Origin of the sequence: uncultured Tateyamaria sp. (assembly GCF_947503705.1) — a bacterium.
In the GTDB taxonomy this organism is placed as follows: Bacteria; Pseudomonadota; Alphaproteobacteria; order Rhodobacterales; family Rhodobacteraceae; genus Tateyamaria.
In genome coordinates, this window is record NZ_CANNES010000002.1 from 41,760 (window position 1) to 67,694 (window position 25,935).

21 protein-coding genes and 1 tRNA gene are annotated in these 25,935 nt (G+C 59.8%); 10 read left to right on the plus strand and 12 right to left on the minus strand.

Going from position 1 to position 25,935, the window contains the following annotated elements; all coding sequences use genetic code 11:
- Positions 1-64 precede the first annotated feature (64 nt).
- From Q1A44_RS06365 to Q1A44_RS06385, 5 genes are all read right to left on the minus strand, one after another.
- Positions 65-334 carry a DksA/TraR family C4-type zinc finger protein gene (locus tag Q1A44_RS06365; RefSeq protein WP_299621569.1) on the minus strand — a complete coding sequence of 90 codons (270 nt, stop codon included), beginning with the start codon at positions 332-334 and terminating at the stop codon, positions 65-67.
- 48 nt (positions 335-382) lie between these two features.
- Positions 383-1,354: a Gfo/Idh/MocA family oxidoreductase gene (locus tag Q1A44_RS06370; protein WP_299621572.1), complete on the minus strand. Its 972-nt coding sequence runs from the start codon at positions 1,352-1,354 to the stop codon at positions 383-385.
- Positions 1,355-1,467: 113 nt separating this feature from the next.
- Positions 1,468-2,385, minus strand: a complete 918-nt coding sequence (locus tag Q1A44_RS06375) for a hypothetical protein (RefSeq protein WP_299621575.1) — start codon at positions 2,383-2,385, stop codon at positions 1,468-1,470.
- A 187-nt stretch (positions 2,386-2,572) separates the two neighbouring features.
- On the minus strand, positions 2,573-3,469 hold the full coding sequence (gene rpoH, locus Q1A44_RS06380) for an RNA polymerase sigma factor RpoH (protein WP_299621579.1): 897 nt from the start codon (positions 3,467-3,469) through the stop codon (positions 2,573-2,575).
- 234 nt (positions 3,470-3,703) lie between these two features.
- Positions 3,704-4,726 (minus strand): RluA family pseudouridine synthase, encoded by a 1,023-nt coding sequence (locus Q1A44_RS06385; RefSeq protein ID WP_299621582.1) that lies wholly within the window; start codon positions 4,724-4,726, stop codon positions 3,704-3,706.
- On the opposite strand from Q1A44_RS06385, the gene Q1A44_RS06390 reads away from it, so the two are divergent.
- On the plus strand, positions 4,725-5,024 hold the full coding sequence (locus tag Q1A44_RS06390; RefSeq protein WP_299621585.1) for a DUF6476 family protein: 300 nt from the start codon (positions 4,725-4,727) through the stop codon (positions 5,022-5,024). The genes Q1A44_RS06385 and Q1A44_RS06390 overlap by 2 nt on opposite strands.
- A gap of 79 nt (positions 5,025-5,103) precedes the next feature.
- On the opposite strand, the gene Q1A44_RS06395 is transcribed toward Q1A44_RS06390, so the two are convergent.
- Both Q1A44_RS06395 and Q1A44_RS06400 read right to left on the minus strand, forming a co-directional pair.
- Positions 5,104-5,180, minus strand: a tRNA-His gene (locus Q1A44_RS06395).
- Positions 5,181-5,257: 77 nt separating this feature from the next.
- Positions 5,258-5,740: a GNAT family N-acetyltransferase gene (locus Q1A44_RS06400; RefSeq protein ID WP_299621588.1), complete on the minus strand. Its 483-nt coding sequence runs from the start codon at positions 5,738-5,740 to the stop codon at positions 5,258-5,260.
- A gap of 81 nt (positions 5,741-5,821) precedes the next feature.
- On the opposite strand from Q1A44_RS06400, the gene Q1A44_RS06405 reads away from it, so the two are divergent.
- A complete protein-coding gene (locus Q1A44_RS06405; RefSeq protein WP_299621591.1) occupies positions 5,822-6,010 on the plus strand; it encodes a DUF6324 family protein in 189 nt (62 codons plus the stop codon).
- A gap of 92 nt (positions 6,011-6,102) precedes the next feature.
- On the opposite strand, the gene Q1A44_RS06410 is transcribed toward Q1A44_RS06405, so the two are convergent.
- Positions 6,103-6,798 carry an opacity family porin gene (locus Q1A44_RS06410; protein ID WP_299621594.1) on the minus strand — a complete coding sequence of 232 codons (696 nt, stop codon included), beginning with the start codon at positions 6,796-6,798 and terminating at the stop codon, positions 6,103-6,105.
- A 277-nt stretch (positions 6,799-7,075) separates the two neighbouring features.
- Here Q1A44_RS06410 and Q1A44_RS06415 point away from each other — a divergent pair, with 277 nt between their 5' ends.
- The 6 genes from Q1A44_RS06415 to Q1A44_RS06440 all read left to right on the plus strand — a co-directional run bounded on the left by Q1A44_RS06415 (position 7,076) and on the right by Q1A44_RS06440 (position 18,533).
- Complete coding sequence (locus Q1A44_RS06415; protein ID WP_299621597.1) at positions 7,076-8,137, plus strand: efflux RND transporter periplasmic adaptor subunit; 1,062 nt, start codon at positions 7,076-7,078, stop codon at positions 8,135-8,137.
- Complete coding sequence (locus tag Q1A44_RS06420; protein WP_299621600.1) at positions 8,137-11,301, plus strand: efflux RND transporter permease subunit; 3,165 nt, start codon at positions 8,137-8,139, stop codon at positions 11,299-11,301. The genes Q1A44_RS06415 and Q1A44_RS06420 overlap by 1 nt, the downstream gene beginning before the upstream one ends.
- Before the next feature lie 265 nt (positions 11,302-11,566).
- Positions 11,567-15,751, plus strand: coding sequence for an Ig-like domain-containing protein (locus tag Q1A44_RS06425; RefSeq protein WP_299621605.1), 4,185 nt, complete (start codon positions 11,567-11,569; stop codon positions 15,749-15,751).
- Between the two features lie 228 nt (positions 15,752-15,979).
- The gene (locus tag Q1A44_RS06430) at positions 15,980-16,981 is read left to right on the plus strand and encodes an ABC transporter substrate-binding protein (protein ID WP_299621609.1); all 1,002 of its coding nucleotides are present in this window, start codon (positions 15,980-15,982) and stop codon (positions 16,979-16,981) included.
- Between the two features lie 2 nt (positions 16,982-16,983).
- The gene (locus Q1A44_RS06435; RefSeq protein WP_299621612.1) at positions 16,984-17,778 is read left to right on the plus strand and encodes an ABC transporter ATP-binding protein; all 795 of its coding nucleotides are present in this window, start codon (positions 16,984-16,986) and stop codon (positions 17,776-17,778) included.
- The gene (locus Q1A44_RS06440) at positions 17,772-18,533 is read left to right on the plus strand and encodes an ABC transporter permease (protein WP_299622825.1); all 762 of its coding nucleotides are present in this window, start codon (positions 17,772-17,774) and stop codon (positions 18,531-18,533) included. Before Q1A44_RS06435 ends, Q1A44_RS06440 begins: the two co-directional genes overlap by 7 nt.
- Here Q1A44_RS06440 and Q1A44_RS06445 read toward each other — a convergent pair.
- Genes Q1A44_RS06445 through Q1A44_RS06460 form a run of 4 tightly spaced genes read right to left on the minus strand, consistent with a single transcriptional unit; the run spans position 18,530 to position 23,135 of the window.
- Positions 18,530-19,084 carry a pyridoxamine 5'-phosphate oxidase family protein gene (locus Q1A44_RS06445; RefSeq protein WP_299621615.1) on the minus strand — a complete coding sequence of 185 codons (555 nt, stop codon included), beginning with the start codon at positions 19,082-19,084 and terminating at the stop codon, positions 18,530-18,532. The genes Q1A44_RS06440 and Q1A44_RS06445 overlap by 4 nt on opposite strands.
- Positions 19,077-20,117, minus strand: coding sequence for a lipocalin-like domain-containing protein (locus Q1A44_RS06450; RefSeq protein WP_299621618.1), 1,041 nt, complete (start codon positions 20,115-20,117; stop codon positions 19,077-19,079). Before Q1A44_RS06450 ends, Q1A44_RS06445 begins: the two co-directional genes overlap by 8 nt.
- Positions 20,107-22,482, minus strand: a complete 2,376-nt coding sequence (locus tag Q1A44_RS06455; protein ID WP_299621621.1) for an ABC transporter permease — start codon at positions 22,480-22,482, stop codon at positions 20,107-20,109. The genes Q1A44_RS06450 and Q1A44_RS06455 overlap by 11 nt, the downstream gene beginning before the upstream one ends.
- Positions 22,479-23,135, minus strand: coding sequence for an ABC transporter ATP-binding protein (locus Q1A44_RS06460; protein ID WP_299621624.1), 657 nt, complete (start codon positions 23,133-23,135; stop codon positions 22,479-22,481). The genes Q1A44_RS06455 and Q1A44_RS06460 overlap by 4 nt, the downstream gene beginning before the upstream one ends.
- A 381-nt stretch (positions 23,136-23,516) precedes the next feature.
- On the opposite strand from Q1A44_RS06460, the gene Q1A44_RS06465 reads away from it, so the two are divergent.
- Together Q1A44_RS06465 and Q1A44_RS06470 are read left to right on the plus strand one after the other, a co-directional pair.
- The gene (locus Q1A44_RS06465; RefSeq protein WP_299621628.1) at positions 23,517-24,812 is read left to right on the plus strand and encodes a sugar ABC transporter substrate-binding protein; all 1,296 of its coding nucleotides are present in this window, start codon (positions 23,517-23,519) and stop codon (positions 24,810-24,812) included.
- A 176-nt stretch (positions 24,813-24,988) separates the two neighbouring features.
- A complete protein-coding gene (locus Q1A44_RS06470) occupies positions 24,989-25,927 on the plus strand; it encodes a carbohydrate ABC transporter permease (protein ID WP_299621631.1) in 939 nt (312 codons plus the stop codon).
- Positions 25,928-25,935 lie beyond the last annotated feature (8 nt).

Sequence of the window (25,935 nt, forward strand, 5' to 3'; positions counted from 1 at the left end):
CGCCGCTGCGTGGCAAAATTCCGGCGGTTTTGGTAAAGCCCTGCTGGCTGCAAACCAGGACACGCTATTTCAGCTGGCTGTCCTTGGACCCACGCCGGTTGATCCCGCCCCGTGCCTTATACGCCGCATCCCGCTCAGCCACGCACTCCACGCACAGCTTGACGCCCGGCAAGGCTGCGCGCCGCGCCTTCGGGATCGGCTCTTCGCATTCGGCGCAATGGGTCAGGCTCTCGCCCACGGGTGCGAGCCGGGCCTTCATCCGCGCCAACTCGTCCGAGATCGACGCCTCGATCTGTTCAGAAACCGCTCCGTCCTTGGCCCATCCGCCTGCCATCCCCTGACCCTTTCATTGTTCCCATAAATACTGCCCCCAGAGGGTCGATCAGCCATCCGCCCCTGACGCTAGAGCCTGATCAATCATCGCCTGCGTGCCCCGCGAAAATTCCAGAGGACAGGGGTAGGCGATGCCCTCACGCACCGACCGGCAAAACGCCTCGACTTGCAGCACGTAGTGATTGGCCGCTGGAAAGCGCTTAACCTCGACTTCCAGACCGGGCTTGTGCCATTCCACCCGCGCCTCACCGAAAACGCCCGCATTGAAGGGGGCCGTAAGCCGGATCAGCCCCGCTTCGCCGTGAAAGCACATTTCTTGATAGGGATACATCCGGATGGACGTATAGGCGTTATAGGTGAACCCCTCAAAGGTGGCGTGCATATCGGCAAAGGTATCAACGCCGTTTTCCCAATCAATCCGGGCCGACAGCGACAGCGGCTCTTGCCCAGTCACAAAGCGGGTCGACCCAAAGACATAGACCCCGATATCGCGCAATCCCCCGCCGCCACTGGCGGCCTGATTGCGGATGTTGGCCATGTCACGGTTGTCAAAGGAAAACGCGCCGGTGACGTGGCGCAGGGCCCCTATGGCGCCGCTCTGCACCATATCCCGCGCGTGCTGCCATTGCGGGTGATGCACGATCATGTAGGCTTCTGCCGCCAAGGTGCCTGCCGCGTCCCGCGCCGCGATCAGGTCGTCAAATTCGGCCTCGCGCAGGGTGATGGGCTTTTCACACAGCACATGTTTGCCCGCCGCCAACGCCTTGAGCGTCCACTCCACATGCATGTGGTTGGGCAGCGGAATGTACACCGCATCAATAACCGGATCAGCGAGCAAAGCATGATAATTGTCATGGACAACCAAGTCCGGACAAAAGGAGCGAAACGGCGCGGCCTTGTCTGGATCGCGGGTGGCGAGGGCGGCCAGGCGCGCGCCTGACGCGGCATGGATCGCGGGCCCCATATGCTCGCGTGCAAACTTGGCCGCGCCCAAGATACCCCAATTGACTGGCCCTGCCATGCATCGTCCCCTTTTTGCTGTGGCCACCTTACGCCGCGCCCAATGTGTGGCAAGGCCCATCAGGCAGAGGCGCACCGATAGGTATGCACCAAGGCGAAGCGGTTACCGCCGCACTACTGCGCGCAACGTGCCAGGAACCGATCCACCAGATCCCCGTCAACACTGCTCAGGCAATGATGTCCAAAATACCACCAGATGAACTTGTCATAGGCCCGTTTGCGCGGCGGGCGTTCCAGAATGCCCGCCAGTTCACCCTCTGATCGCGCCACATCCGCCACATGGTGAAAATCAGACTGTCCACACAGGATCACAGGTTTGCGGTGCAAATAGGCCTCGATCCCCACCGCCGAGTTGATCGTTATCACCCGCTCCGCCACTGAAATCAGATCATGAATGTTGCCATCAAAGACCCGCAAATGCGGGTAGCGGGCACAGATCGCCTTTAGCTCGGCGCGGGTGGCCGCATCCTTGTCGCGCGGGTGCGGCTTGACCACGATTGGGCCATCCACCTTGGCACAGACCGTTTCCAGCATCTGCCAACGGTCGAGGTAACAGGTCTCGCCTACTACCCGGTGCCCCTCTGATTGCAAGAAGACCGCCGCTTTGACGGGGCCGAGGACCTGCGCGGCTTCGGGCTGTTCGTATCGCGATGTCCGTCCGCCAACGATCCGTTTGCGCAGGCGCCGGAAGAAGGGGCGGGCAACTTCCGGATCAATTTCGCCCTGGGGGAAATGTGCGGCCCCGATAGATGAGAAGGCCCGGATGCCTTGGCTGTCGAAGTTCCAGAACGGATAAATATAAGCCACGTCGGCGTTGCGCGCACGCGGGTGCGGAAAACGACCATGGTGGATCACATGGATCGCGTCGTCAGCCTCTATCGCATCTGGCAGAAGGTCCCGATCCAGCACGGTCACATCGAAGGAAACGCCGCGGTCCTCCAACCCTTCCATAAGCCGAAGGTAGAAGGGGCGCATACCTTCGCCCCCAAGGCTCAGCCAGGACCGCGGCACGTGAAATACAATGTCCGACATGCTGCCCCCTTTGCTGTCTTGGGTAACGATAGCCCTCCGCCCCCGCATTCAAAAGCCAAGAAGGTGCGCGTCCCCGTCTCTGTTCCGGGAACACTCCCCTACTGGCCGGCCAGCAACAAGCCCCACCGTAGCAAAAAGGGCCCTGCCGTCTCCGGCAGAGCCCAAATTTTCAAGAAAAATTTCTCGCTTAGGCCGTGGCCATCAGCCCCTTGGCCTTGGCAATCTCGCGCATCTTCTTTTGCAGTTTCTCAAAGGCGCGCACCTCGATCTGGCGCACACGCTCGCGGCTGACGCCGTATTGCGTTGACAAATCTTCGAGGGTCACCGTCTGATCCGCCAGACGCCGTTGGGTCAGGATGTCCTTTTCCCGGTCATTCAGCACGTCCAGCGCTTCGGCCAGCATCTCGCGGCGCACTTCCAACTCGTCGCGCGCCTCGTAGTCGCCCGCCTGGTCTGCGCTTTCGTCCTCAAGCCAGTCCTGCCATTGCATGGACCCTTCGCCTTCGGACCCGACCGTTGCGTTCAGCGATGCATCACCCCCCGACAAACGCCGGTTCATAGAGATCACTTCGGTTTCCGTCACGCCGAGGTCCGTGGCAATACGGGCCACGTTTTCGGGGCGCATGTCGCCCTCTTCCAGGGCACCGATCTTGTTCTTGGCTTTGCGCAAGTTGAAAAACAGCTTTTTCTGAGCCGACGTTGTGCCCAACTTTACCAGCGACCAGGACCGTAGGATATATTCCTGGATCGAGGCGCGGATCCACCACATGGCATAGGTCGCCAGGCGAAACCCTTTTTCGGGGTCGAACCGTTTGACAGCCTGCATCAGGCCCACATTGGCCTCGGAAATCACTTCGGCCTGGGGCAGGCCATAACCGCGATAACCCATGGCGATCTTGGCGGCGAGCCGCAGGTGGCTGGTCACCATCTTGTGGGCGGCCCCGGTGTCTTCCTTTTCGACCCAGGCCTTGGCCAGCATATATTCCTCTTCCGGCTCGAGCAGCGGGAATTTGCGGATTTCCTGCATGTAACGGTTCAGACCGCCCTCGGGTGTGGGTGCGGGCAGATTTGCGTAATTGGCCATTGGTCCCTCCTGGTCCCCCCAAATCCACTCATGTTTAGGGGCTTAACATTGCATATGGGACGGCGATCGCCTGTGTTCAAGGGTCAGGTGTCGTCGCTGGACCTAATATTGCCCCGCACGCTTTGGACGTACAGCCCCATGTCAGTGCGCTCACGCGCATGTGCAATTGATTTCAGGCACAGGTTAAAGCGATATTAAAGGGGTGTTCGGACCCCAATGGGTCAACGCAACGGGCTAGCCCAATATGTCCAGCAGCGCCGCGAAATCAGCCGGCAAAGGTGCCTCAAAGCGCATATTCGCTCCGCTCACCGGATGGACAAAACCCAACACGGCGGCATGCAGCGCTTGTCGTCCAAACCCGGCTACGGCGGCGACCCCTGCATCGCTCAGCGCGCCGCGCGCCAGTTTGCGTTTGCCGCCATAGGTCGGATCACCAATCAAACCGTGGCCCGCATGGGCCATATGCACCCGTATCTGATGGGTGCGCCCGGTTTCGAGCCAGCATTCGACCTGCGCCAGCACCGCCGGTGTGCCATAGCGTGCAACGACACGCGCCCGCGTGACAGCATGACGACCGCCCTGAAACAGAACAGCCTGACGTTGCCGGTCAGTTTTGTGCCGGGCCAGTTGTGTGGTCATTTTCAGCACATTGCCCGGCTCGAACGAGGCGCCTTTGATCCCGCGCAAACGTGGATCATTGGCATCGGGCACGCCGTAAACCAGCGCCCGGTAATACCGTTCCACCGTGTGGGCGGCGAATTGGGCGGCAAGCCCGTGATGGGCCTTGTCCGACTTGGCCACAACCAACAGCCCGCTGGTATCCTTGTCGATCCGGTGCACGATGCCGGGCCGTTTCATGCCCCCCACGCCGGACAGGTCATCGCCGCAATGATGCATTAATGCATTGACCAACGTGCCCGCAGGCGATCCGGGTGCCGGATGCACGACCATACCAGCCGGTTTGTTCACAACGATCACGTCGGCATCCTCATGGATCACGTCCAAGGGGATGTCTTCGGCGACAAGATGGCTTTCTTCGGCCACGCCCACGGTCACAGCGATGGCGGCCCCTTCGGCAACTCGCGCCTTTGGGTCATGCACGACCACGCCGTCGACTGTCACCGCCCCTTCGGCCAGCAACTTGGCCAGGCGGGTCCGCGACAGGGCCGCGGCCACTGGCACGTCACGCGCAATCGCCTTATCAAGGCGCGCGGGCGGTGCCTCGCCTATGACAAAGGATACGGACTTGGACGACATGGATCCCCCTTCGGAACCGGCCAACCTGCGGTTTTTGCGCCGGTTGGTGACGGTGCTGACCGCCACGATGATTTTGGGCGTTCTAACGGTGATCGTCCTGCTTGTCATCCGACTGAATGCCCCGGCACCGACGCTCGCCTTACCGGAACAGATCACCCTGCCTGACGGCGCGCGGGCCAGTGCCTTTACGATGGGACCCGACTGGTATGCGGTGATCACGCATGACGACGAGATTTTGATCTATGATCAAGTCACCGGAACGCTGCGGCAAACCATTTTAATTGGGACAGGCGAGTGATTCCACGGTCATGCATTTCCGATGCGCCGCATTTAGGGAAAATCCACCCGATTCTATCCTGTGTCATGAAGGGAAAGGGTGGTACCACCTCCTGGTCTCGAACCAGGGACCTCTTGATCCACAATCAAGCGCTCTAACCTACTGAGCTAAGGCGGCACTGCGGCATCAAATACCCATAGGGCGCGCCGATTGCAAGACCGGGAATGGGGAATAATCGCACCGAATTGCGTTGTTCAAAACCGGTAGGTCCAGGTCTGTTCCACCAAATCCTGACCAAAGGAATGAACGGATTTGGACGCCTCCAGTTGCCAACCCGACCGGGCATAAAGCGCACAGGCTGCCCGGTGGCTTTCATGAGTCCAAAGCCGCATCCCTGCGTAACCGGCACCCTTGGCAAAATCCATACAGGCACCAAGCAGTTTGCGGCCCAAACCGTGTCCGCGCGCCTCGGGCAATAGCAAGAACAGGCGCAGCTTGGCCGTGTCCGCCGTCAGACGTACACAAAAGATCGACCCAAGCCGCTGGTCGCCCTCCTGCGCAATCCAGCCCCGTTCGCAGGCTGGATCATGCCCCGCCAGGAAATCCTCAAGGATCGAGCGGACGAGCGGACCAAAACTGTCGTCAAAGCCTTCATCATGGGTGTAGAGCCGCGCGTGCGCGTCCACCAGCCACTCCAGATCGTCCTTTTCAAAAGGGCGCAGTTTCACCTCATCCATCCCGCGACCTTGCCGCCAAGCGGCTTGCGTTTCAAGCGTTCGCGGGCTAGCACGCTGCCTCCACATCCGCCGGAGGCCGTCATGGGTATCAACAGCGAACGCGACATCGAAGCCAACATGCAGATCGGTCCAACCGATCAGGGTATGGTGCGCATCTATATCGAGGCCAAAGGCGTGGAAATCCCGATGGACTTCGACCCCGAGGAGGCCGAAGAAATCGCGGACGAAATTCGGGCTGCCGCCAAGGCTGCAGCAACTGTCCGCAGTTAGCGCAGGCCACCCGAGGGGAGCAGCCTGCGCCTGACGTCATGCAACCAGATCAACTGGGTGGGGGCCTCCGGCACATGACGCCCATTGCTCCGTCAGAACGCGATCCGCGCGCCAAAGTTGACAGAAAAAGCGCTGACATCACCGCTTACCACACCGGTGGATGCACCTGTCGGAGCAAACCTTTTTGAATCCACACCATAAAATTCGCGGTAGCGTGCATCGGCCGTCAGCGTGACCCGATCCGTGGCGGCCCATGCCACGCCCGCAATCAGCTGTGCACCAAACGCCGTATCGCTTTCATTGACCTGGACGCCTGGGCCATAGACCAGGTCCTGCGAAAACCGCCCGATCCCGACACCTGCACCGACAAAGGGCGTGAGCGGGCTATTGGTCTGAAAATCAGCGAAAATATTTGCAAAGAGCGTTGTGGACTGAAGCCCGCCGGATACATTCACCTCGTTTGCAGGGCCATTGCCTGAAAAGGCAATCGTATCCGCGCCCGCGTCTGAATAGGACAACTCGATCTCGCCGCGCAGCCCAATCTTGCCATTGCCGATCTTCCCAAAATTACGCCCGACGCCGATGCCGAACTGGAAATCATTACCATACTGGGTATCGACAGATTGCGCCGCCCCGCCAATCAAACCATCGGCATCCTGCTTGCCATCAAGGATGATCCCCCCGAATGCGAACGCGTAGGTGTTTTGGGCTGCTGCTTGGCCTGCAGCTATGCTGCCAAGGCCTGCCGCCATTGTGGCTGCACGCAATACGCGTTTGAAATTTACCATCGATGTGTCCCTTCCTCTGTGTGACACAAAGCAAAACCGCCGCTGTCGCGCTTTATGCGATCACGGGGCGTCACGGGACTGTGACAGCTGCCTCAGCGGCGTGATCGCCCATGCGCAGAAATGGTGCCCGGCTTGGCCAGACCGCGCATCGCCTAACCAGCCGATCGGCTCAGCGATACCTGAGGCCGCCCATTGACCTGTTGGGCATTGCGCTAGATAGTTTCGGATGAAACACCTTCTTTTTCCGCTCATTTTGTTTGTTGCTATGGCGTTGCTGATGCCTGACAGCCCATCGGCTCAAGGGCGTGCCGCCGCCGTGGGCGTTCAAACTGTTGAGCAACGGGCCTTGGCCGAAACGGTTCCGATCTTTGCCGAAGTGACAACGGCGCGCGACGGCGCTGTGGCCAGCCGTGTCGCAGGCAACGTGGACAAGGTGCATGTTCTGGCTGGCACCCGGGTCGAAGCGGGCGACTTGTTGGTCGAGTTGAACCGCGAATTGCTGACGATCCTCGTGGCCCAGGCCGAGGCGCAGATGGCAGAGGCCGCCGCAGGCATCGCCACCGCCCGTGTTCAAGTGGACCGGACCGACAAGGCATTGGCGCGCATCGAGGCGCTGCGCGGCTCCAGCGCCTTCAGCGAAGGGCGTTTTGACGACGCCCAAGCCGACATGCTGGGCGCGCGATCACAATTGGCCGAGGCGCAGGCCCGCGAGAAAAGCGGCGAGGCGCAGTTGGCCGAGGCCCGTTATCAGCTTGAGCGCAGCCTGATCACCGCCCCCTTTTCCGGTGTCGTGATCGAGGTCAACACGATTCCCGGCGCGTTCATTCAGGCAGGCACGCCCGTTGTGCGCCTGTTGGACACCGACGCGTTCGAGATCAACGCGGGCGTACCCGCCCGCTACGTTCCCTATCTGGAACCAGGTCAAAACATGGAGGCCATCACCGAAACCGGCGTGGAGTTGACGTTGGAATTGCGTGCGATCCTCCCATTGGAGGACACTGCAACCCGCACCCGTGCCGTGCGCTTTGCCGCCCCGGGTCTTGGTGATCTGACCAATGTGGCCGTTGGCCAGTCGCTGACCGTCAATGTCCCCATCGGTGACGCACGCGATGTGCTGTCGGTGCCCAAGGATGCGCTGGTGCAGGCGCGCGGCGGCTGGACGGTCTTTGTCGCCGCAGAGGGCAAGGCGCAGCCACGCGCCGTAACGCTTGGCGTTGCTTTGGGAGACCGCTACGAAGTGCTGAGCGGTCTGGACGCGGGCGACGTGGTTGTGGTGCGCGGCAATGAACGCCTGCGCCCGGGCCAGGATATCGCCCCGAGCCCGGTGGAAACCAACTGATGGACATTATCCGCTATGCCATCGACCGCCCCGTCGCCGTTGTGGCTGCGGTTCTCATGGCGATGCTCTTTGGCGGGATCGCCTTGTCGCGCATCCCGATCCAATTGGCCCCCGATGTGCGCAAACCCATCGTCGTGATCGAAACCAACTGGCCCGGAGCCGCCCCGTCCGAGATCGAGCGCGAGATCGTCAACCCGCAGGAAGAGGCGTTGCGCGGTTTGGAGGGCCTTGAAATCATGACCTCCCGATCACGCACCGGCCAGGCCGAGGTGACGCTGGAATTTGGCGTGGGCACCAATATGAGCCAATCGCTTTTGCTGGTGTCCAACCGTTTGGACCGGGTCAGCGGCTACCCGGCAGAGGCGAACGAACCGTCCCTGAACACCTCAGGATCGGATGATAGCCCCATCGCCTGGGTCCTTCTGACGGCGCGCGAGGGCAACACGCGGGCCATGCCCACCTATGGCGATTTCGTCGAGGACGTGATCAAGGACCGGGTCGAGCGGATCGAAGGGGTCTCTGCCGTCAATGTCTTTGGCGGTGTGACCCGCGAATTGCAGGTGGTCGTCGATCCGCGCCGCCTGTCACGTTTCGGGCTGACCGTGCCGCAAGTGGTGCAGACGCTGCGCACCGAAAACATCTCGATCTCTGCAGGGGACGTGGATGAGGGCAAGCGTCGCTATGTCGTTCGCACCGAGGGCAACCTGAACACCGAAGAGGCCATTCGCAATGTCGTCTTGCGCTCGGGCGCTGCAGGCGGCGGTATTGGCCGGGTGCGGGTCAGCGACGTAGCAGAGGTCAGTTTCGCCTATAAGGAACCAAGCAGCCGGTTGCGATTCAAGGGCGCGCCGGGCCTTGCCTTCAACGTGGTGCGTGAAAGCGGTGCAAATGTAATCAACGTGATGGAAGAGCTGCGCGTTGTCCTTGCTGATCTGGCCGAAGGGCCGATTGCCGATGCAGGCCTTGACCTGGAACAGGTCTATGACGAGACAATCTATATCGACGGTGCGATCAGTCTGGTCACCCAGAATATCTGGATCGGGGGCGTATTGGCCGCTCTTGTCCTGATGCTGTTTTTGCGCAGCCCGCGCGCCACGCTTGTGGTGTCCTTGTCGATCCCGGTATCTATCGTGGCCACCTTCGTTGTCATGGCCGCGACCGGCCGCACGCTCAATGTCATTTCGCTGGCGGGCATCGCCTTTGCCGTGGGGATGATCGTGGACGCCGCCATTGTCGTGCTCGAAAACATCTTTCGGCTGCGCGAACAGGGCAAAAGCCGCCGCGAAGCCGCCTATCTTGGCGCAAGTCAGGTCTGGGGCGCGATCCTTGTGTCGGCGCTGACCACGGTGCTGGTCTTTGTCCCGATCCTGATCATGCAGCTTGAGGCGGGCCAGCTTTTTCGTGACATTGCGGTCGCGATATCAGTGTCGGTGCTGTTATCGCTGGTGGTGGCCATCACGGTGATACCGGCGCTGGCCAGTCGGCTGCTGGGCGCTGGCGATCAAAAACCCATGCGCCTCTGGGGCATCGACCACATTGCGGGCGGATTTCGAAACCTCGTCATGGCCTATGTTCGCATGACCGTGCGCTTTCGCGCGATCGGCATTGTCATCGTTCTGGCCATCGCAGGGGGTGCGGGCGTCGCAAGCTACGCCTTTCTGCCCCGCCTCGAATACCTGCCCGAGGGTAACCGCAATCTCGTCTTTGGCCTTATCATCCCGCCGCCGGGCTATAACCTGACCACAACCGAAACCATAGCCCAGCGCATTGAGGCTGTGGCAGAACCGCTGTGGCAAGCCGCCCCGGAAACCGAAACAGAGGATGGCATCCCGACCATCGCCAATTTCTTTTTCGTGGCCACGCCCGGCAATTCCTTTGTGGGCGCCGGTGCCGTTGATGGCCAGCGCGCCGCAGAGCTGATCCCCGTACTGAGCCGCCCGATCTTTGCCGAGCCAGGCACGTTCGGCTTTATGACCCAACCGTCACTGTTTGGGCGGGGCGTCGGCGGCGGGCGCACGATTGAGCTGAACGTCTCGGGTCAAGACCTGGACGATATCCTTGCTGTCGCAGGCCGGGCAGCGGGCATTGTGTCCGGCCTTTTGCCCCGGTCCGAAGGTCACCAATTCCGCCCGATCCCGGGACTCGAATTGGGGGCGCCCGAGGTGCGGTTGATCCCGGATCGGTTGCGATTGGCAGATGCAGGCCTCGACAGTTCTGGCCTCGCCGCGACGGTGGACGCCTTTAACGATGGGCTGCGGGTGGCCGAAATCACCGTGGGCGCCGAACGTGTCGATCTGGTCCTCAAGGGCGATCCATCGGTCAGTGACGCGGTGCGCACCCAGGACGTGGGCAGTTACCCGGTCGTGACGCCCAGCGGACAGATTGTGCCCGTCTCGGCCCTGGCTGACGTGGTGCTGACCGCGGGACCCACGGAAATCCGGCACCGCGACCGGCTGCGCACTGTCACGCTCGAAGTGCGCCCATCGGATGCGCTGCCACTGGAACAAGCTGTCGAGCTGTTGGAACGTGACGTCGTCGCGGTTCTGGAAGAGCAAGGCATTCCCGGAGACATCCGCCTCAGCGTATCCGGCACCGCCGACCAGCTGAGCCAAACCTGGGGCGCGATCCAGATCAATCTGGCTGTCGCCCTTGTCATTGTCTTCCTCGTGATGGCGATCCTTTTTGAAAGCTTTGTGTTGCCGCTGGTCATCCTGATTTCCGTCCCTGTGGCAGCAGCAGGTGGTGTCGGTGGCTTGGCCTTGCTCAACACCTATCAGACGCAGCCGCTCGACATGCTGACACTGCTCGGCTTTGTGATCCTGGTGGGGATTGTGGTGAACAACGCAATCCTGATCGTGCACCAGACACTTTATCATTTGCGCAGCGACGGTATGGAACCTGTGGCCGCCATCGAAGAGGCGACGCGCAACCGCATCCGCCCGATCTTTATGTCCACGCTCACCAGCGTCATGGGCATGCTGCCACTGATCATCTTTCCCGGCGAGGGGTCAGAGCTTTATCGCGGATTGGGTGCGGTGGTTGTCGGGGGGCTGTCCATGTCGGCCTTTTTGACGCTCTTGACTGTGCCGCCACTCTTGCGGCTGTGCGTGCGCAAGCCGGAGCCTGAAGAACAGACAAACAGCCCGCACTTGCAAAAAGCCTGAGCTGCAATATGCACTGCGCATAGCGGTTCAGAATGCGCTGATGTGAGTCGAAAACGTCAGCATTGATGCCCTATAGGTTGACGTGGGGCTGGGTTACGTCAATTAACCGTTGGTTGAAAAATGCGATGACGTAATCCCCAAAAATCTACCTATAAGTGAATAAAATCAAAAACCTGCCCCCACACAAGAAGTATCGTTTCTGAGAAATCGCGGCTCCGTGATAGACGTTAACTGATTTTTAACGACATTTTTTGGGGGAAAATTCATGGCCAAGATCAAAGGCAATAGCGGCGACAATTTGCTGAACGGCACATCCGGCGACGACGAGATCGACGGCAAATCCGGCAACGATACAATCTTTGGAATGACCGGCAATGACGACATCAAGGGTGGCAGTGGCGATGACACATTGTTTGGCGATCCCGGCAATGACACGCTCGATGGGGGCAGCGGCGAGGATTCTCTGGACGGGGGAACTGGCGATGACGAACTGGACGGGGGCAGTGGCCACGACACGTTAAGCGGCGGCGATGGCGAGGATACCCTGGACGGTGGCGCAGGCGACGATGTGCTGGACGGCGGCGCTGACAATGACACCATCGACGCGGGCAGCGGCGACGATGACATCATGGGCGGCGCAGGTAACGACGAGATTGATGCGGGCAGCGGCGATGACACCATCGAGGGCGGCGCAGGCGACGACACGATAGACGGCCATTCGGGCGACGATGTGGTCGTGTATAGTGGCTCTGTCGCAGATTTCGTCATCTCGATTTCTGGCGACACCCTGACAGTCGCTGACCAGACAGGTGCCGAGGGCACGGACACGCTGGAAAACATCGAGGTTATCCAGTTCGATGACTTCGTCTTTGACGTCGAAGGCGACACAAATAATGCACCTGTCGCTTTGGTCTCTGACCAGTCGGTGGGCGAAAACGACGATCTGAGCGTTGACCTGTCGGTGGTCGACTTTGACGGCGACGCGGTCAATCTGCCCGTGGTTTCCGTCACCAGCGACAATTCGACGACCACACCGGGCACCATCACGATTGTCGGGCCAGGCAGTCCGGATGCGGGCTACACCGGCGTCGGCTCGGCCACGACGTTCACTCTGCAATACACGCCAGGGGACGGCTATCAATTCCTGAATACGGGCGAGACGGTTACCGAGACCGTCACCATCACCAGTACGGATGAATTTGGCGCGACCTTTACCCAGACCTTTGACATTGTGATCGCCGGAACGAACAACGCGCCTGTGGCCAATGACGACACCGCCACAACGGACGAAGACACTGCGGTCAATATCAATGTGCTCGGCAACGATACTGACGTTGACAACACCGCCGCCGAACTCAGCGTCGTGACTGCCGATGCGCTCAACGGCACTGTTGTGGTTGAGGCAGATGGCACGCTGACCTACACGCCGGATGAGGATTTCAACGGCACCGATACGATCACCTATACAATGACCGATGGGCAGGAGACGTCGACGGCCAGCGTGACCGTGACCGTGAATCCGGTCAATGATGCACCTGTGGCCAATGATGACACCGCGACCATCAATGAAGACGGTACCGTCAACATCGACGTGCTGGGCAACGACACAGACGTGGATAACACCGCCGCAGAACTGAGCGTTTTGACTGCTGACGCGCCGAACGGAACCGTTGTGGTGGAGGCCGACGGTACACTGACCTACACGCCGGATGACGATTTCAATGGCACCGACACGATCACCTATACGATTACGGATGGCGATGAGACCTCGACCGGCACTGTCACCGTAACGGTCAATCCGGTAAATGACGCGCCTGTGGCCAATGATGACACTGCAAGCGTGGACGAAGACGGTTCCGTCAATATCGATGTGCTGGGCAACGACACCGATATCGACAACACCTCCGCCGAACTCAGTGTCGTGACTGCCGATGCGCTCAACGGCACTGTCGTGGTCGAGGCCGACGGCACGCTGACCTACACGCCGGACGACGACTTCAACGGCACCGACACCACTACCTATACGATCACGGATGGCGATAAGACATCGACGGCCAGCGTTACGGTGACGGTGAACCCGGTCAACGACGCCCCCCTCGCCAATGATGACAGCGCAACGGTGGACGAGGACGGTTCGGTCAACATCGACGTGTTGGCCAATGATACCGATATCGACAATACAGCCGCCGAACTCAGCGTCACGACCGCGGACGCCCCCAATGGTACGGTGGTGATCGAAGAGGACGGCACGCTGACCTATACGCCGGACGATGACTTCAACGGCACCGACACGATTACCTATACGATCACGGATGGCGATAAGACATCGACAGCAACTGTCACGGTCACGGTCAACCCACTGCCCGACGATCCCATTGCTGTTGAGGACGACGCCGAGACCACCCCAGACACCGCCGTCAACATCGACGTGTTGGCCAATGACCAGAACCCGGACAATGTGCCAGGCGGCCTGACAGTGACCGTGGCGGTGGCCGACAATGGCGTTGTGGTCATCGAAGCAGACGGCACGCTGACCTACACACCCAATGGCGGCTTTACCGGCACGGACCTGATCACCTACACGATTGAAGACGGCAATGGCGCGACCGCGACCAGCACCGTTTCTATTACCGTCCAAGAAGAATCGATTGGCAACACCGCCCCGACCGCGCTGACCACCACCATCGCAGCAACCCTTCTTGAAGAAGAGGGTGCAACCAACATCCTTGAGATTGACTTCAATACGCTCACCGCCGGGGGGCAGCCGATCATCAGCGATGCGGAGCAATCATTGGCCGAATTGTCTGTGACTGCGATCGAACTGGTGGTGGATGGGCGCATCATCACCCAAATCATCCCGACAGGCACGAACATCTTTGAATTGGACCTCGATGCACTGAACGTCGCAGATGGCGCAACAGCCACGTTCGAGATTACCTATACGGTGGATGATGGCCAAGGCGGCACCTCGAGCAACACGATCACGCTGGAAGTTACGAACCCAACGGACGAGGTCACAAACACACCACCCATCGCCACAGACGACACGATAACCCAGACCGAAGATGACGGAAACATCGTCATCAGCATTCTGGGCGAAGGGGGACTAGCAAGTGATCCTGACGCGGGCGATGTCCTGACGGTGACGTCCTTTGTCATCACGGACGCAGAGGGTAATCCCATAGACATCGATCTGGGGGGTGAAGAAGAGGGCGACGGGCCCCTGGTCGATGGAGTCCTGACGCTTGATCCGTTTGTGTTTGGACTGGGCGACGGCGAAACCGGGACCTTCCTGGTCACCTACACGGTCAGCGATGGCCAGGCTTCGGCGACAGGCACTGTTACGCTCAACCTGACCGGATCAGGCACCAACTCCGCGCCTATTGCGTTGACGGCGACTGAAGTCCTTCAGGATCCGGATGATGTGGTGCCCTTCCTCAATGCCTATCAGATTGACTTGAACCCCTTGGTCAGTGACCCCGACGGTGATCCTGTGACCATCGCTGTGACGTCGATCGAGGATGTGGATGGCAATGCGCTGACCTTCACCTTCCTCGATGGTGTGATCACGATCAGCCTCTTCTCGCTTGAGAGTGATCTGGGGCTGGTCGCGGGCGGGACCGAGAACCTCGTGATCACCTATACCGCCGATGATGGTATCAATCCGGCCGTCACCAGCACGGTGGATCTGACGGTGATTGCGCCACCCGAAGAACCGACAGGCCCTGAAACCACGATCCTCGATTTTGAAAACATCTCTGTCGAGGAGGGCTTTGCAGCCACGCTGGAATCGCTTGGCGGTCTTGGCTTTGACGGCACGGCCCAGGTGATCGAAGTTGACGAGGCCATTGCGCTTGATCCAAGTCGGGTGGCCACAGGGCTTGTGACCGGCCAGACCACCGACGGGGGCGGCACGGTCGCGACGATCCAAGGCACGTTCAACGGTTTTGATGACAATGATCAGCCGACCTATGCGTTTACGGCCCTGGCCTCTGGAGCGACGACGCAGATCGGCGGGCCGGATGTCTTCGTCAACACGTTCTTCCAGTCGCCCGAGGATTTCTTTGGCAACGCCTTCGATCTGGAAAGTATGTCGCTGACCGCGCTAGATGGCCCGGATATTGTCGTGACGATCATTACCTACCGCTACGAAGAGGTCAGCCCCAACAGCTTCAACTATGTTGAGGTTGGCAGCTTTGACGTGACGGTCTCGTCAACAACTGCGCTCGATCTCGACTTCTTTGCCGGGCAATTTGTGGACAACGATACCTTTGTCTTTGACGATCCTGAAACAACCGAGGTCGAAACCAGTGCCTTTGACAACATCGTGGCGATTCAATTCGTGACGACCGGGGTGCTGGTGCCGACAAATCCCGATGATCCCAACACCGACGTGCAGCCGATCAATGACGACGTTTTGGTGATCGACGATCTGGTGTTTACGTTCTAACCGACGACCGCTTTGAAACAGGCGTGGCCCAGGCGTCTGCCTGGGCCACTTGTGGTTTTAGACACTGCGCGACTCTGCCCGAAAAAATTGCAATACGCCCAAAAAATCATCGACTCTCTGCCGATGTTTCCCGAGACTTTCCAAACAGACGCTTCGGCATGTGAATCGGGGCGCGCACATAGCAGATTTTGGGGAGCCAACCTTGGGATCATCAAAGGGGAGACATTGATGTTTTATCGTACGTTGCTGGGCGTCGCATTGGCGGGGGCCACGGCTGTTCATGCCGAAACGGACCTTCCATTCGCATTGGACTGGAAATTCGAAGGGCCCGCCGCACCCTATTTTGCAGCCGTCGACAACGGCTACTTTGCCGAGAACGGTCTGAACGTGACCGTCGAGGCGGGTAGCGGGTCGCTGGACGCCATTCCAAAGGTCGCCACCGGCGCATTCCCCGTTGGCTTTGCTGATATGAACAGTCTGATCAAATTCCTTGACCAGAACCCCGGCGCACCGGTCATCGCCGCCATGATGGTCTATAACAAGCCGCCTTTCGCCATCATCGGCCGAAAGTCGCTGGGCATTGACGGCCCCAAAAGCCTTGAAGGCAAAGTGCTAGGCGCCCCGCCGCCGGATGGCGCATGGGCACAGTTCCCGATCTTTGCCGCCGAAAACGATCTGGACGTTGACGCGATCACCGTCGAACCCGTTGGCTTCCCAACGCGAGAGCCGATGCTGGCCGAAGGCAACGTGGCCGCGATCACAGGATTTTCCTTTACATCCTACCTGAACGCCGCCCGTCTGGGCGTGCCTGAGGATGATCTGGTCACCCTGCTCATGGCAGATTACGGCGTGGACCTTTATGGCAACGCGGTCATCGTGAACACCGAATATGCCGCCGAGAATCCAGAGGTGATCAAAGGGTTCCTCGCCGGTGCCGCTGCCGGATGGAAATCGGCCATTGCCGATCCCGCCTCGGTCATTCCGATGCTGATCGAGCGCAACCCAGCCGCTGATGCGGATCTTGAGCAGCGCCGTTTGCAACTGTCCATCGACGCCAACGTAGCGACCGACTGGGTCATGGAAAACGGCTTTGGCATTATTGACGCGGCGCGCATGGACGCAGCCCTGGCACAGATCGCCACCACCTATGAGTTCCAGACCACGCCTGATGCGTCGCTGTACTTTACCGACGCTTACCTGCCCGAAGGCGGGTTCAGCCTGGCAGACTAAGGTTGGACAATCTTATTGAAATCAAGGCGGTCCGGCACGCATACCGGACCGCCTCTGGCCCCTTGCCCGTTCTGGACGGGCTTGACGTCACCGTCCCCGAGGGCGGTTTTGTCGCCGTTGTGGGCCCGTCTGGCTGTGGCAAATCCACTTTAACCCGGCTCGTCGCAGGCCTTTTGATTCCGGACGCGGGCGAGGTGCGGGTACATGGCACGCCCATCACGGCGCCCCGATCAAATGTCGGGATGGCCTTTCAGAACCCCGTTTTGCTGGAATGGCGCACGATCCTGCAAAATGTACTTTTGCCCCTCGAAATTGTACCGACCAATCTGTCAAAGGCCGAAGGCGAAGACCGCGCGCGCAAACTTCTTGCCCTTGTCGGCCTGGAAGGATTCGAGAACAAGCGCCCCTCCGAACTGTCCGGCGGGATGAAACAACGTGCCTCGCTTTGTCGCGCGCTGATCCATGCCCCCGAAGTTCTGATACTTGATGAACCTTTCGGCGCGCTTGATGCCTTCACCCGCGAGGACCTTTGGCAAATCATGCATAGGGTCAAGGAGGAGGAACCGTTCACCGGCATCCTGATCACCCACGACCTGCGCGAATCCATTTTCCTGGCCGATCAGGTGGCTGTGCTGTCTGGACGTCCGGCCAAGACCCAATTCGTGCTGGATATCCCCGACACCGGCCCCCGCACCCTCGATCACCTTTACACGCCCGAGGCCGCTGACATGCTGAACACGCTCCGCCACCAGATCGAAGTGGCCCAAGGCCGCGCCCCGGCCGAGGCTGCATCATGAGCGCCCGCAAGTTTTTCGTCCCTCTCACCGCCTGCATCATCTTTCTCATCCTGTGGGAGGCGCTGGTCTGGGTCATGGGCTGGCCCAACTACAAGATGGCGTCCCCCAGTGACCTGATCCCTGCATACGAGAAGTATTGGAACCTGTTTCTGGTGATGGGTTGGCAAACCCTCTGGCGGACCATTGCGGGACTGGTGTTGGCGGTCATCTTTGGCACGGCCATCGGCATGATCATGGGCTTTTCCCGGATCATGCGCGACGCGCTCTACCCCCTTCTTGTGGGTTTCAACGCCGTGCCCAAGGCGACCGTCGTGCCCATCGTGGCGTTGATGTTCGTGGGGTGGCACGATTTCAACACCGTGCTCATCGCCTTCATGATCAGCTTTTTTCCGATCGCCGTTTCCGTCTCTATCGGCCTGTCAACGCTGGAGCCGGAATACCGCGACATCCTCCGCTCGTTGGGCGCCTCACAATCCACCATCTTCTGGAAAATCGCCCTGCCCAAAACCCTGCCCGAGTTCTTTGGCGCGCTCAAAGTGTCAGTCACGCTGGCCTTTATCGGGACCAACCTGATGGAGATCGTGTCGCCCCACGGTCGCGGCCTTGGCGCGCTTTTTGACAGTGGCAAGACAAACTCGGACTACCCGTTGATGTTTGCGGTCCTGATCGCTTTGGCCTTCCTCGGGATCGTCCTCTACTATGTGGTCGTGGCGTTGGAACGCACCTTTGCGGGATGGGCGGATCGCAGCGCCTAAGGCGCGACCCAGGTTCCTGCCCAGTCATCGTCGCGGGTGTAAACAGCGCGGCGGTGACGAGTGTCCAGATGCACGAGGTCGATCTCTGTCAGATTGCAGGTCAACACGGCAAAGCGGTCGCGATCTGCCGGTTTTTCGTAGCCGTAGACTTGCGCGATTGGCGTGCCCGGAATCGGCATCGTGCCATAGGACACGCGCGAGGCGACCGGAACCTTGGCCCACTCTGCCTCCACCTGCGGCCCAGTTCTGACCTCGACACGTCCCGTCAGGCGGATCTGCAATTGTGCCTCGGGCAGCCAGATGTGCAGCGCCGCAACGGGATTGTGTTTCAACGCTGTGATCTTTGGCGTCGCAATGTCCGTGTGCACCTCAACGACCGCCCTGTCAGGGTCGGCAAAACGCAGTGCGACAGTGCGTATTTCTGGCGTGCCATTCGGTGCCACGGTGCCAAAAGTCGGGAACCGAGCGGGCGAGGTACCGTCCGCGACACCGTGCTCCATGTGCTTCCAGGCATCCGCCAGAAAAGCTGCCAAATCGTTCGGATCACTCATAGCCCGTCATCTCCAGATACCCCACGCCTGCGTGGCTGCCGCCAACGGTCACCGGCCCCTCCCAATAAGGAATGGTCAGGCCCATCCAGGCCTGGGGGTTCAGCGCGCGCACCGTCACATCCACACCGCGCGCGGGCAAGGTCACTTGCCAAGTTGTTGGGACATTTCGTCCCCCAACATCCGACACCGTCACAGGCACAGCATCAAAAGCCCCATCGGCATAGGCCGTCGTTGCCCCATCCGGCTCAATCCAGGTGGCGGATGTGTATTCTGACCCGCCCATCTGGCGCAGTTGAAAGCCCATCAGCTTGTCACCCCCGTCAAAGGACAGCGAAAACCAATCCCATCCCACTTGCGTTTCCGACAAGGGTTGGGACGACCACTCGCGATCCAGCCAAGCAGAGCCGGTAACGGCCACATCGCCCTGCGGCAAGCTCAGGACCCCCTTGATATCGAAGAACGGCTGCGAATAATAATAACTCGCCTGCCCTTCCGGCGATTTGACAGAAAATCCCGCATCGCCATGAAAGACCAATGGCCCCTGTGCGTCGAGTGCAATTACATAGCCGAAATTGGGCCCTTGAGCGGTCAAACTCAACCGATCAAGATCCGGCCCCTCCAGCGCCCATTCGTCGATCCACGCCCTGAACGGCTCGGCTTGCACCCCCGCCTGCCCGATTCCGCCCCGGGCAAAACGTTCTGTCGCCAGATGCTGATCTGGCGTGGTGACAGCGGCATGGGCAAACCACACCTGCGGGGATTGCCATCCCGCCGCCTCACCGGGCGCCAGCGCCGTGCGAAAGAGCGTCCATTGCAGCCCGTATGCCTTGCCATCCGGCCCCTCAAGGTTCGCGGTCAGATACCACCATTCAATCCGGTAATCGGGGTGTGGCCCGTGATCGACGGGAAAGTCAAAGCGGGGAGCAGGCTGTGGCACCGCGAACCCCTCGGCGTCCGTACCCAGCCCCGAAAACCCTTGCGCCCAAAGGGCCATAGGCACGAGGCAGGCAAACAAAAACACTCTAACGTTCATTGGCAAACACCTTGAGCAGGGCCGAAGGCGGGGTCCGCATCAGACGCAAGGCCGGCCAAAGGGCCGCCAGCACTGCCGCGACCAACGCATAGGCCCCAAGTTGCGCATAATCGGTGGGAAACAGAAACATGGGCAAGCGCCAACCAAATGCTTCGACATTTACAATCGACAAAAGCACCCAGGCCAGCGCGAGGCCCAGGGGGACCGAACATACAAAGACCAGCACCGCGAGTGCCAACGCGCGCAAAAGCTCCAACTGACCCAGGCGCCGCCGTGTGAGGCCCAACGCCCACACGGGCGCCAGTTGCGGCACGCGCAGATCGGCCAAGGTCAAAAGGCTCATGAGGATGGCAAAGCCCGCCACGGTCAGGGTTAATGCGTTCAGGGCCGCGGTCACGGTAAAGGTCCGCTCGAAGACACTGAGCGACATCTCCTTGATTGCGGACTGGTTGATCATGGCGCTTTGAGGGATGGCCAATGTATCGGCAATCTCAATGCGCAGCGCTTGGGTGTCATCGGTGCGGATACCAAATTGCCGTGGGGTCTGGCCGGGATAGAGCATATCAAAGACCGTCTCGGACACCACCACCTGGCCCAGGGGATTGCCGTAGTCCCCCACGACCGCCGCAATGGGCAGAACCAGATCAGGGGCAATGGTAACCCTGTCGCCCGTCCACAGGTCTGCGCGGCGGGCCAGTTGTTCGTTTACTACGACCGCCTCGCCTCGGGCGATCTTGTCCCAGGCCATGGGCAGCGCATCCAGAAAGGCCCAATTCTCGCGATAGGTTGGTCCGACCCGCACGCCAAAAACGCGCACAGGCAAACCAGCCACTTGGGTTTGAGTGGACATCAGAGGCAGCGTTTCGAGGTTTTTGTCAGCGAGGAACGCGGCGAGGGCATTGCTTTGCTCGGCCGTATCAACCTGCACAAACAGCTCCGGTGCGAGCCGCTGATCGAGAAACCCGACAAAGGTCAGTCGAAAGCTCGACACCATCGTGGCCACGCCAATATTGGCCGAAATGGCCAACAACAAGGCCATGAGCGCCAGGCTCAGCCCCGGCAATTGCTGGCGTGTGTCGGCCCAGAACCATTGCCAGATTGGGCCCTGAGCCGCACGTTGCATCGAGGACAAGGCGCGTTCGGCCAATACCGGAAGCGCCAGCGCCGCGCCGATCATCAGACAGGCCAGCAAGGCAAAGGCCGGGATCAATCCATCCGCCACGATTGCCAACACGGCCGCAGCACCCAATAAGGCAACCGCCGCTACCATCTGCCACCGCAACCGACGTCCCGATGCCATGACCCATGCGCGCGGGCGCACGCTGGCCAGGATGGGCATGCGCGCGATCTGCCAGATCCGGCCTGCAAGCGCCGCCGCGGTACCCAGTACGGCGATCAAAAGCCCCGACAGCCACCATTCCGGGCGTAGCTGCAAGGTGCCAGACACTTGCGCCCCATAAAGGCCCCGCAATGTGGCCGCCACATCAGGCAACAACAGCGCTGCGATGACGTAACCCAGAACCACGCCGATCACGGCACCCAAGGCGGCCAGGGTCAGCATTTCGATCGTGATCACCACCAGCAACATGCGCAAGGGTGCACCAATGGCCCGCAAGGTTCGGATCATGCCGCGCCGTTGTTCAAACGCGAGACCGATTGTGCTGTGTACGATGAAAAGCCCCACTGCAAAGCTGAGCAAACCAAAGGCGGTCAGGTTCAGGTGGAAACTGTCGGTAAGCTGTCCGATATCGGCGGTCTGTTGGGCTGTCTGCACCCTCAGGTCAGGCGCGATGTCTGCCAGCGTCGGCCGGGTCATCGGCTGTTCCGGCAAGATGATCAGGCGGGACAGATCAGTGCGCCCCAGCACGTCCTGCACAACGCCGACGTCGCCAACCGCAACGCCCGGGGCGATGCCCGCATCCACAATGACGCGCGCGTGCGCGTCCAAAGCCTGAGCCGTTTCTGCCGTTGCAAAGAGTTGCCCGGCCGCATCACCGATCATGGGCAAGGCATCTGTACCCGCCGTGGGCCCAAGGCCCGCAGGCGAGGTGAGCGGATCAATTCCAACCAGACGAACGCCTTCGAAAGGTGCGTCGATGACGGGTGAGACCAGCCAGCCGGCACGGCGCAGCGCCACATATGTCTCTTGCGCGATCACGTTGCCCTGGCGCGGGACAAGTTGATCAAATTGGCCCTCACCCAAAGTGGCCGCCGCGGCGTCATAGCTGGCGCGTGCCTCACTGTTGATCGCCTGAACGCCAGACCAAAGCCCTGTGGCCAGCGCCAACCCCACGAGATAGGCAAAAAGCTGGATCGGATTGCGCCGCCAATGAGACAAGAGCGCAGCAAGGCAGGCCCAAATCATGTGATCAGACCGCCCGCCAAGTGAAATTCGCGGTCCATCCGGGCCGCAACCTTGGGCGAATGGGTCACGACCAACAGCGCCGCGCCGGTATCTGCGACAAGCGCGAGCATCTGATCCAACACGGTAGCGGCTGTTGTTTCATCCAGATTGCCGGTGGGCTCATCAGCCAGCAGCAATTTTGGTTTGGCCGCCAAAGCGCGTGCGATAGCGACCCGTTGTTGTTGCCCGCCGGACAGGGTTTCCGGATATTTGTCCAGATGGTCGGCCAAGCCCAGCACGCCAACGAGATGGTCACGAAAAGCCGGATCGTCCCGCCCTGCCAGTCGGGCCTGAAAGGAGATATTGGCCGCGACGCTCAGCGACGGGATCAGGTTGAACTGTTGGAAAACCAGCGCGATGTCTGTGCGGCGCAGCGCTGCGCGGCCACCATCATCCATCGCGCGCAGATCGTGACCACAGACGTGCACATCACCTGCGTCCGCCTGCTCCAACCCGCCCGCGATATGCAGCAGCGTGCTTTTGCCGCTACCGGATTCGCCGGTCAGCGCCAGGGTTTGCTGCGCTTCCATCCCAAAGGACACGCCACGCAAGACGGGCACAGACCCATCCGTGTCCGTAAATGCCTTTTGGACACCGTTGAATTCAAGCAGCATACCGTTCCCCTTGCCGACCCCATAGGTATGCCATCGCAAAGAGTTTGACAGGACGCAGGACAAAAAACTGCGCGGCCTGGATTTGCCCTCACAGGGCGAATTGCGAACGTCGAAACCGCAGATGCCAATCTGTCAGGCACTCTGCGGCAATTTTGAGCAGCGGCTCTCAGGATTGGAAAAAACTGGCCGTAGGTGACGATTCGCAATGCGCAACTGCTGGAAATTTTTAGGCTCACCTCGTTCAAAACGGGCAAACTTCGTACCAAAATGTAGATTTTGTATGTGTGTTTGCGGGTATGATATTGGCGGACGCCCCTCGGAATGTGTCAACATAAAGACACGAAGAAAATCAACGGACCTGTGATTTCTGGGAGGAACAACATGAAATCTCTACGTAACTCGGCCCTTGGCCTGACTCTGGGCGTGGCCGCTGCCTCGACTGCGTTTGCCGATGGCCATGCCAAAGAATTGACAATTGCGATCGTGAACAATGGTCACATGATCAACATGCAAAAGGTCGCCGAAGCCTATACCGAAGAAACCGGTGTTGCCCTGAACTGGGTGTCGCTGGAAGAGGGCGTTCTGCGCGAGCAGGTCACATCGGACACCGCCACCGGCGGCGGTCAGTACGACATCATCAACATCGGCATGCAGGAAGCACCCATCTGGGGTCAAGCAGGCTGGATCGAGCCGCTGGAATTCGGCGCAGACTATGACGTTGACGACATGCTGCCTGCCATGCGCAACGGTTTGTCCCATGACGGTACGCTTTATGCGGCGCCGTTCTACGGTGAATCGTCCATGGTCATGTACCGCAAGGACCTGACAGACGCTGCTGGCGTCACAATCGCGGACAACGACAGCTGGGACAACGTGAAGGCCGCAGCCGCAGCCATCCACGACCCCGACAATGGCGTCTACGGTGCCTGCCTGCGTGGTAAGCCGGGTTGGGGCGACAACATGGCGTTCGTGACGACAGTCGTGAACTCCTTCGGTGGTGCCTGGTTCGACGCGGACTTTAAACCAACTCTGGAATCCGACGAATGGAAAGCAGCCATCAACTTCTACGTTGACCTGCTGGGCACATATGGCCCTCCCGGCTCCGAAGGTAACTCCTTCAACGAGATCCTGGCCCTCTACAACGAAGGCAAATGCGGCATGTGGATCGACGCCACAATTGCGGCCTCGTTCCTTGAAGTTGACGGTGTTGCATACGCTCAGTCGCCAAATGCTGGTAACCCGGTTGGCGCGAACTGGCTGTGGGCATGGGCAATGGCTGTTCCTGCAGGCACAGAGAATGCGGCAGAAGCCAAAGCATTCATCGAGTGGGCCACATCCAAAGACTACATCCAAGCCGTTGGCAACCACCCAGACTTTGGTTGGGGTTCCGTTCCAACAGGTACACGTGCGTCGACATATGCGATCCCTGAGTTCCAAGCTGTTGCCGGTTTTGCCGCAGCTGAGAAAGCAGCGATTGACTCGGCGGCACCTGAAGCAACTGACATCAAGCCTTACGTAGGCGTTCAGTTTGCTGCGATCCCCGAATTCCCCGAAGTGGGTTCGGCCGTCGCTCAGGAAATCGCGGCAGCTCTGTCCGGTGCCAAGTCGGTTGACGAAGCTCTGGCAGCCAGCCAAGCGGCAGCCGATGCCATCATGAAGGAAGCGGGTTACTACTAACCCTTCCGCCTAAATGACAGAAAGGTCCGGTCGGTTTTGATATCGGGCCTTTCACCCCCAGCGGATAGCCCTGTTTGGTTTGGCCCTCGCGCCCGTTTCCTGCGCCGCTGCTTGACACACGACAAACGCTTTCAACACACTCAGTGCAACTCTCGATTTGCAAGGGATCTCTAGACATGGCCGATAGAACGATACCCAAATTGCTCCAAACACCTGCCGTTGTGCTGCTGCTGATTTGGATGCTCGTCCCCCTCAGCATGACGCTCTATTTCTCTTTCATCCGCTACGTACTGAACAGCCTGCGGCGCCCCGAGTGGACGACGCCCAGCATCAGCAACTGGCGTGGCTTCGGGAACTATGAATACGTTCTCAACGCCAAGGACTTCTGGTTCGCCATCCAAAACTCTGTCCTGATCGTCAGCAGCATTCTGGTCCTGACAGTCATCCTGGGCCTCGGCATCGCGGTCCTGGTCAACCGGACCTTCCCCGGGCGCGGCATTGTGCGGGTCCTGTTGATCTCGCCCTTCTTTGTGATGCCTGCGGTGAACGCGGTTTTGTGGATCAACATGATCCTCGATCCGGTCCTGGGCCTGCAAGGGATCGCAGTGGGCGGCCTGAACAACATAATCGACGGGCTACGCGACTTCCCGGTTCTGGGCGCCTTCTTCTCGCTTTGGCCAGAACTTGAACCGATCTCGTTCCGAGCCACGCAAACCTCGGCCTATGCGGTCATCATGATGGTGACATGGCAATGGACGCCCTTTGCGGTGCTGATCTTCATGACCTCATTGCAATCCGAGGACGAGTCGCAAAAAGAAGCGGCTACCCTGGACGGTGCAGGCGCATGGTCGCAATTCATCAACCTGACGGTGCCCCACCTGGCGCGGCCCATCGCAATCGTCGTGATGATCCAGTCGATCTTTCACCTGTCGCTTTATGCCGAGATCGAAATCGTCAGCCGCGGGAATGGGAACAAGAACCTGCCCTACCTGATCGGTGAATTCACCTCCAACAATATCGGTGCTGCAAGCGCCACGGGCATCTTCGCCGTAATCCTTGCCAACATCATCGCAATCTTCTTGCTGCGTATGGTTGGCAAAAGTCTGATGGACTAAGGGGAAAG

Coding starts and splice junctions, on each gene's coding strand:
- Q1A44_RS06365 (WP_299621569.1), bottom strand. CDS start 334: ATGGCAGGCGGATGGGCCAAGGACGGAGCGGTTTCTGAACAGATCGAG.
- Q1A44_RS06370 (WP_299621572.1), bottom strand. CDS start 1,354: ATGGCAGGGCCAGTCAATTGGGGTATCTTGGGCGCGGCCAAGTTTGCA.
- Q1A44_RS06375 (WP_299621575.1), bottom strand. CDS start 2,385: ATGTCGGACATTGTATTTCACGTGCCGCGGTCCTGGCTGAGCCTTGGG.
- rpoH (WP_299621579.1), bottom strand. CDS start 3,469: ATGGCCAATTACGCAAATCTGCCCGCACCCACACCCGAGGGCGGTCTG.
- Q1A44_RS06390 (WP_299621585.1), top strand. CDS start 4,725: ATGGATCCCCCTTCGGAACCGGCCAACCTGCGGTTTTTGCGCCGGTTG.
- Q1A44_RS06385 (WP_299621582.1), bottom strand. CDS start 4,726: ATGTCGTCCAAGTCCGTATCCTTTGTCATAGGCGAGGCACCGCCCGCG.
- Q1A44_RS06400 (WP_299621588.1), bottom strand. CDS start 5,740: ATGGATGAGGTGAAACTGCGCCCTTTTGAAAAGGACGATCTGGAGTGG.
- Q1A44_RS06405 (WP_299621591.1), top strand. CDS start 5,822: ATGGGTATCAACAGCGAACGCGACATCGAAGCCAACATGCAGATCGGT.
- Q1A44_RS06410 (WP_299621594.1), bottom strand. CDS start 6,798: ATGGTAAATTTCAAACGCGTATTGCGTGCAGCCACAATGGCGGCAGGC.
- Q1A44_RS06415 (WP_299621597.1), top strand. CDS start 7,076: ATGCCTGACAGCCCATCGGCTCAAGGGCGTGCCGCCGCCGTGGGCGTT.
- Q1A44_RS06420 (WP_299621600.1), top strand. CDS start 8,137: ATGGACATTATCCGCTATGCCATCGACCGCCCCGTCGCCGTTGTGGCT.
- Q1A44_RS06425 (WP_299621605.1), top strand. CDS start 11,567: ATGGCCAAGATCAAAGGCAATAGCGGCGACAATTTGCTGAACGGCACA.
- Q1A44_RS06430 (WP_299621609.1), top strand. CDS start 15,980: ATGTTTTATCGTACGTTGCTGGGCGTCGCATTGGCGGGGGCCACGGCT.
- Q1A44_RS06445 (WP_299621615.1), bottom strand. CDS start 19,084: ATGAGTGATCCGAACGATTTGGCAGCTTTTCTGGCGGATGCCTGGAAG.
- Q1A44_RS06450 (WP_299621618.1), bottom strand. CDS start 20,117: ATGAACGTTAGAGTGTTTTTGTTTGCCTGCCTCGTGCCTATGGCCCTT.
- Q1A44_RS06455 (WP_299621621.1), bottom strand. CDS start 22,482: ATGATTTGGGCCTGCCTTGCTGCGCTCTTGTCTCATTGGCGGCGCAAT.
- Q1A44_RS06460 (WP_299621624.1), bottom strand. CDS start 23,135: ATGCTGCTTGAATTCAACGGTGTCCAAAAGGCATTTACGGACACGGAT.
- Q1A44_RS06465 (WP_299621628.1), top strand. CDS start 23,517: ATGAAATCTCTACGTAACTCGGCCCTTGGCCTGACTCTGGGCGTGGCC.
- Q1A44_RS06470 (WP_299621631.1), top strand. CDS start 24,989: ATGGCCGATAGAACGATACCCAAATTGCTCCAAACACCTGCCGTTGTG.